This window comes from Actinocrinis sp., from assembly GCF_035938995.1.
In the GTDB taxonomy this organism is placed as follows: Bacteria; Actinomycetota; Actinomycetes; order Streptomycetales; family Catenulisporaceae; genus DASZGI01.
In genome coordinates, this window is sequence record NZ_DASZGI010000171.1 from 1 (window position 1) to 5,993 (window position 5,993).

Consider the following 5,993-nt stretch of genomic DNA (forward strand, 5'->3'; position numbering starts at 1 on the left):
GGCCTCGCCACGCTGCGCATCAAGGCGTTCGAGCACGTACACGACCTGTCCGTGCTCCACCAGCAGGTCGAGCAGCGCGGCGCCCTGGTCTCCAGGGTCACCTCCGACGTGGACACCATCACCACCTTCATCCAGGAGGGCGGGCTGACGCTGTTCGTCAGCATCGCGCAGATGTTCCTGGCCACCATCGTGATGGGGGTCTACTCCTGGCAGCTGACCGTCCTGGTCTGGCTCTGCTTCTTCCCGCTGTTCGCCACCATGCGCCTGGTGCAGCGGCGGACCGGCGAGCGCTACGGACAGGTGCGCCGCTCAATCGGCCGGATGCTCGGCGCGGTCAGCGAATCGCTGGTCGGCGCGTCGGTCGTGCGCGCGTACGGCATCGAGGAGCGCACCGGCCGCCGCATCGAGGACTCGATCACCGGGCTGCGGCGCGACCAGGTGCGGGCGCAGCGCGTCATCGTGACCACGTTCAGCGCCGGAGAGGTCGCGGCGGGGCTGGCGAACGCCGGGGTCGTGGTCGTCGGTGTGCTGCTCGGCGTCGGCGGGCACGTCACCGTCGGCCAGCTGGTCGCGATGCTGTTCCTGGTCTCGCTGTTCATCACCCCGGTGCAGTGGGGCGTCGAAGTCCTCAACGAGGCGCAGAACGCGATCTCCGGCTGGCGCCGGGTCATCGGGCTGCTCGAAGCCGTCCCGGACGTGCGCGACCCGGGCCCGGAGGGAACTGCGCTGCCCGCGGGCGCGATCGGCGTCGACTTCGAGCACGTCGGCTTCGCCTACCCGGCCGGTCCGCCCGTCCTGCACGACGTCGACGTCTCGATCCCGCCGCGCGCCCGCATCGCGGTCGTCGGCGAGACCGGCTCGGGCAAGACCACCTTCGCCAAGCTGCTGACCCGGCTGATGGACCCGGCCACCGGGCGCGTCACCGTGGGCGGCGTCGACCTGCGCCGCGTCCCCTTCGACGACCTGCGCCGCCGCGTCGTCATGGTGCCGCAGGACGGATTCCTCTTCGACGGCACCATCGCCGACAACGTCCGCTACGGCGCGCCCGATGCCGACGACCTGGCCGTTTCCCAGGCCCTCGCCAGCTTGGGCCTGGGCGACTGGCTCGCCGCGCTGCCGGACGGCATCGCGACCCGGGTCGGCCAGCGCGGCGAATCGCTGTCGGCGGGGGAGCGGCAGCTGGTCGCCCTGGCTCGCGCCTACATGGCCGACCCGGACCTGCTGCTGCTCGACGAGGCGACCTCGGCCGTGGACCCCGCCACCGAGGTGCGGCTCCAGCGAGCGCTCGACGCCCTGACCCGCGGCCGTACCACCGTTGCCATCGCGCACCGGCTCTCCACCGCCGAGGCCGCCGACGAGGTGCTGGTCTTCGACGCCGGGCTTCTGGTCGAGCGCGGTCCACACGCCGATCTGGTGGCACTCGGCGGTGTCTACGCGCACTTGTACGCCTCATGGATCAGGCAGGCGCGCACCGGCTGAACGCCCCTCGAGCAGCGCAGGGCCCTGAGAGTCGACGGGAATCAGGCCGCAGTGAATCAGGCCACGGCGAAGCCGGCCATGGCGAAGAACGCCGTCCAGATCAGCAGCGCGCCGCTGACGGTCAGCGTCAGCGCCCACTGCCATGGTCTGCGGGCCAGCAGCGCTGCCCCGATCAGCGCTGGGAAAAGCGCGCCGAGGTAGCGGGGGAGCGAGGTGAAGTCCTGCGACCCGATCGCGAGCACGAACGACGGCGCCGTCCAGGCCAGATACGAGACCGGCAGGCGCCGCCAGACCACCACGAGCAGCACCGCGAAAATCGTGATCAGCAGCGCCGACATCACCGCCAGCGCGTGTCCGTGCCCCCGCCAATCGTGGTACCAGACGTGCACGAGCGACCTGAGCGGGTTGTTCATCACCGCCGCCCGGTTCGCCTCGTTCACCTGCTCGGTGAACGGCAGCATCCAGCTGCCATAGCGCAGCCGCGAATACGCGAGGAAAGACGCGAGCCCGGCCCCCGGCGCGGCCGCGATCAGTACGGCGCGCGCAACGACGGAGGGACGCCAGCCGGATGCGTGCGCCGCCCGAATTCCTTCCACCGCACCGGGAATCGCCAGCAGCACTCCCGTCGGCCGCGCGACGCCGCTGAGAAACCCGAGCGGCACCGCGGTCCACGCCGCGCGCGGCCGACCCGCCATCGGCGCCCGCACGGTCAGGAAGTAACCGACCGCCAGCACTCCGGCCAGGGGCTCGGTGTAGCCCATGACCAGGACGAATGCGCCCGGCGTGAGCTGCGTAAGCCAGGCGGCGCGCATCGCGGCCCTCCGGTCACCGGTCTCGCGCGTAGTCAGCCGGTACACCAGCGCGCCGAACAGCAGCGACATGGCCCAGCAAAATGCGAACAGCGCGATGCTCACCGGAAGCCGAGTGACCGCCGCAACCCCCGCCGCGAAGATCGATGTCAGCGGGAAGAAGTGGATCAGCCCGCCGGCCGGGTCGTATCCGTAGCGCGCGATCGACGAGTACCACTCGGTATCCCAGACGAAGAGCCCGTGCAGCGGCTGGCGCCGGTAAATGTCCCACGAGACCCAGAACACCAGCACGTGCGCCGCCAGCCACGCGGGGAACGTCGCGACGATGCCTTCGCGCAACCACTCCCACCGCAGCGACCAGCTGCTTCGCCGCACCGGCGGCGCGGCGGCGCCCGGTCGCGCAGACCCCGCGTCGACCGGCTCGAACTCGTCAATCACGGCACGTAGATCCCGATGAAGGACTGGTAGGCGAAGTACCCGCACAGCGCGGCCGACGAGCACACGACCCAGCCCCAGCGCCGCCAGTCGCGGACCAGGAGGGCCCCCGCCAACAGCAACGGCAGCACACCCGAAGCGTAGCGTGCGAAAGATGAGAAATGCGGTGCGGTGATCACCGAGGCGAGGGTCACCGCAGCCCACGCCGTGTACGACAGCGGAAGTCGGCGTACGCACAGCCACAGCAAGCCGAGCGAGACCACGACCAGGATCAGGGTGAACGCCCCGGCACCGTTGCCCACCTGGTTCAGCGAGTCGAGCGCGGCCTGGAACGGGTTCGAGGCGACCGTCCCGCGCAGGTTCACCAAGCGCTGGATCGAGTACGGCAGCATCAGGTCGCCGTATACGGTCCGGCTCCAGTTCAGGAACAGCAGGGTGCCCAGCACCGGCGAGACGGTCACCGCGACCCGCGCGAGCACGTTCAGCGCCGGCTCGCGCCACTGCCGCACCAACTCGACCGCACCGGCGACCGCGAGCAGGAAGCCCGTCGGCCGGACCAGGCCCGAGCCGAGTCCGGCGATGATCGCGGCGGCGTGCCAGGCCCAGATCCAGCGTCCCCGAGGCGCCACGTCCGAGGGAACCGCGCCACCCCACAGGCCCGGGCGGGTCGCCGTGCAGCGGATCGCGATCAGGTAGATCGCCGCGAGCATCCCGGCCAGCGCCTCGGTGTATCCCATGACCAGCACGAACGCCCCGGGCGCCAGCTGGCTCAGCCAGGCCGCGCGCCGCGCTGTCAGTGTGTCCAGCCCGGCCGTCAGCGCAAGCCGGTACATCAGAACGCCGAGCAGCAGCGCCGCCACCCAGCACACCGCCAGCACCGCCGTCGCCACCGGGATCCCGACCGCCGACACCCCGCGCGTCACCAGGGGGAACAGCGGCCAGAAGCGCACCCCGTCGCTCGGCATCCCGCTGTACCCGGTCTGCGCCAAGCCGAGATACCAGGCGGTGTCCCAGGTGTAGAGCTGGTTGAAGATGTGATGCAGCTCGGGACGGTCGTGGACCTGCGCCGGGAACAGCGGCACCGCGCGCTGCGCGAGGTCCTGCACGAAGATCACCACGACGTGCGCGATGATCCAGGCCGGCAGCGCCGCCCGGAATCCGTCGAACCACACGCCGCGCAGCGATCTCGCCGCACTGCCGGGGCCGTCGTCCGAGAGCCGCGCCGCCGGGACGTGCGCCGCGGCTTCGTCGCCGGCCGCGGTCGCCGGGTCGTCGAGCGAGTGCTGATCGCCTACCAGCTCGGTCACGCTGCCGTCTCTCTCGCCAGTTCACCGTTCGAAGAGCCCGGGTTCACCGTGTGGTCGCCGCGCGCTTCGCCCCGGAAACCGTATCGGCCGATGGACAATGGCGCCATGACCGATCACCCGACCGGAGTCCTCGACCCCGCCATCGCCGACCGCCTCAGGCGCACCGCCGACGGCCTCGTCCCGGCGATCGCACAGCAGCATGACACCGGCGAGGTGCTGATGCTCGCGTGGATGGACGACGAGGCGCTACGCCGCACCCTGGCCACCGGACGGGCGACTTACTGGTCCCGGTCCCGCCGCGAATACTGGGTCAAAGGGGACACCTCCGGCCATGTGCAACGGGTCGTCTCGGTCGCGCTCGACTGCGACGGCGACACGATCCTGCTCAAGGTGGACCAGACCGGGCCGGCCTGCCACACCGGCACCCGCACCTGCTTCGACGGCAGGACCCTGCCGTTCAGTCCGGAATCGTCGCGCCCCGAATCGGCCAGCACGGAAGCGTCCGACGCTGTTTCGTCGGCTGCCGGCGCCTGATGCAAGAATGTCCGCCATGATCGCAGGCGCGTCGACCATGACGACAGGAGCGACGGTCCCGGACCTGGAGGCTTTCCGCGTGCTGGCCGCGGACCGGCGTGTCGTGCCGGTCACCCGCCGGTTCCTCGCCGACGGCGAGACGCCGATCGGGCTGTACCGCAAGCTGGCCGGGGAACGGCCGGGCACCTTCCTGTTGGAGTCGGCCGAGCAGGGCGTGTGGTCGCGCTACTCCTTCATCGGGGTGCGCGGGGACCTGGCGCTCACCGAACGGGACGGCGAAGCGCTGTGGATCGGCGAGCCGCCGGCCGGAATCCCCCGCGAGGGCGCGCCGCTCGACGTGCTCGCGGCGGCCCTCGATGCGCTGCGCACCCCCCGTGACGCGAGCCGCGCCGACCTGCCGCCGCTGACCGGCGGATTCGTCGGCTACCTCGGCTACGACACGGTGCGCCGGCTCGAGCGGATCGGCGACCACGCGAAGGACGACCTCGGCCTGCCCGAGCTCACCCTGCTGCTCGCGGACGACCTCGCCGTGCTCGACCACAGCGACGGCTCGGTCACCCTGATCGCCAACGCCGTCAACCACAACGGCACCCCCGATGGCGTGGACGGTGCGTACGCCCGCGCGGTCGCCCGCCTCGACGCGATGACCGCCGACCTGGCCCGGCCGGTCGGCCAGCAGACCTCGACGATCGCCCCCGTCCCGATCGGCCCCGGCTCCCGTTTCACCGCGAATCGGACCAGTGAGGACTATCGCGAGGTGGTCGAGCGGGCCAAGGAGGAGATCCGCGCGGGCGAGGCGTTCCAGATCGTGCTCTCCCAGCGGTTCGAGGCCCCGACCGAGGCGTCCGCGCTCGACATCTATCGCGTTTTGCGCGCGACGAACCCGAGCCCGTATATGTACCTTTTCCGGTTCCCCGCGGCCGAAGGCGCGCAAGGCTTCGACGTCGTCGGTTCCTCCCCAGAGGCGCTGGTCAAGGTGACCGACGGCGAGGCGATGCTCCATCCGATCGCGGGCACCCGTCCGCGCGGGGCGACCCCGGAGCGGGACGCCGCTCTCGCCGCTGAGCTGCTCGCCGACCCCAAAGAGCGCGCCGAGCACCTGATGCTGGTCGACCTCGGCCGCAACGACCTCGGCCGGGTCAGCGCGCCCGGCACGGTGGAAGTGCTCGATTTCATGCAGATCGAGCGGTACAGCCACGTGATGCACATCGTGTCCACGGTGGTCGGGCGCGTCGCCGAGGACCGCGCCGCGCTCGACGTGCTGCTCGCGACCTTCCCCGCCGGGACGCTCTCCGGCGCGCCCAAGCCCCGCGCCATGCAGATCATCGACGAGCTCGAGCCCACCCGCCGCGGCCTGTACGGCGGCTGCGTCGGCTATCTGGACTTCGCCGGGAACTGCGACACCGCGATCGCGATCCGCACCGCGCTG

5 protein-coding genes are annotated in these 5,993 nt (G+C 71.3%); 3 read left to right on the top strand and 2 right to left on the bottom strand.

Translation table 11 applies throughout. The features are described from left to right. Positions 1 to 1,479: ABC transporter ATP-binding protein (locus tag VGZ32_RS12425; RefSeq protein ID WP_326886120.1), on the top strand; the 1,479-nt coding region annotated here is incomplete at its 5' end. Positions 1,480 to 1,535: 56 nt separating this feature from the next. On the opposite strand, the gene VGZ32_RS12430 is transcribed toward VGZ32_RS12425, so the two are convergent. Both VGZ32_RS12430 and VGZ32_RS12435 read right to left on the bottom strand, forming a co-directional pair. Beyond that, on the bottom strand, positions 1,536 to 2,726 hold the full coding sequence (locus VGZ32_RS12430; protein ID WP_326886121.1) for a hypothetical protein: 1,191 nt from the start codon (positions 2,724 to 2,726) through the stop codon (positions 1,536 to 1,538). Further along, entirely contained in the window at positions 2,723 to 4,030 is a 1,308-nt protein-coding gene (locus tag VGZ32_RS12435; RefSeq protein WP_326886122.1) for a hypothetical protein, read from the bottom strand. Before VGZ32_RS12435 ends, VGZ32_RS12430 begins: the two co-directional genes overlap by 4 nt. 90 nt (positions 4,031 to 4,120) lie before the next feature. Here VGZ32_RS12435 and hisI point away from each other — a divergent pair, with 90 nt between their 5' ends. Together hisI and VGZ32_RS12445 are read left to right on the top strand one after the other, a co-directional pair. Further along, positions 4,121 to 4,564: a phosphoribosyl-AMP cyclohydrolase gene (gene hisI / locus VGZ32_RS12440; RefSeq protein WP_414642536.1), complete on the top strand. Its 444-nt coding sequence runs from the start codon at positions 4,121 to 4,123 to the stop codon at positions 4,562 to 4,564. Between the two features lie 37 nt (positions 4,565 to 4,601). Further along, on the top strand, positions 4,602 to 5,993 hold a 1,392-nt coding region (locus tag VGZ32_RS12445; protein ID WP_326886124.1), incomplete at its 3' end, for an anthranilate synthase component I.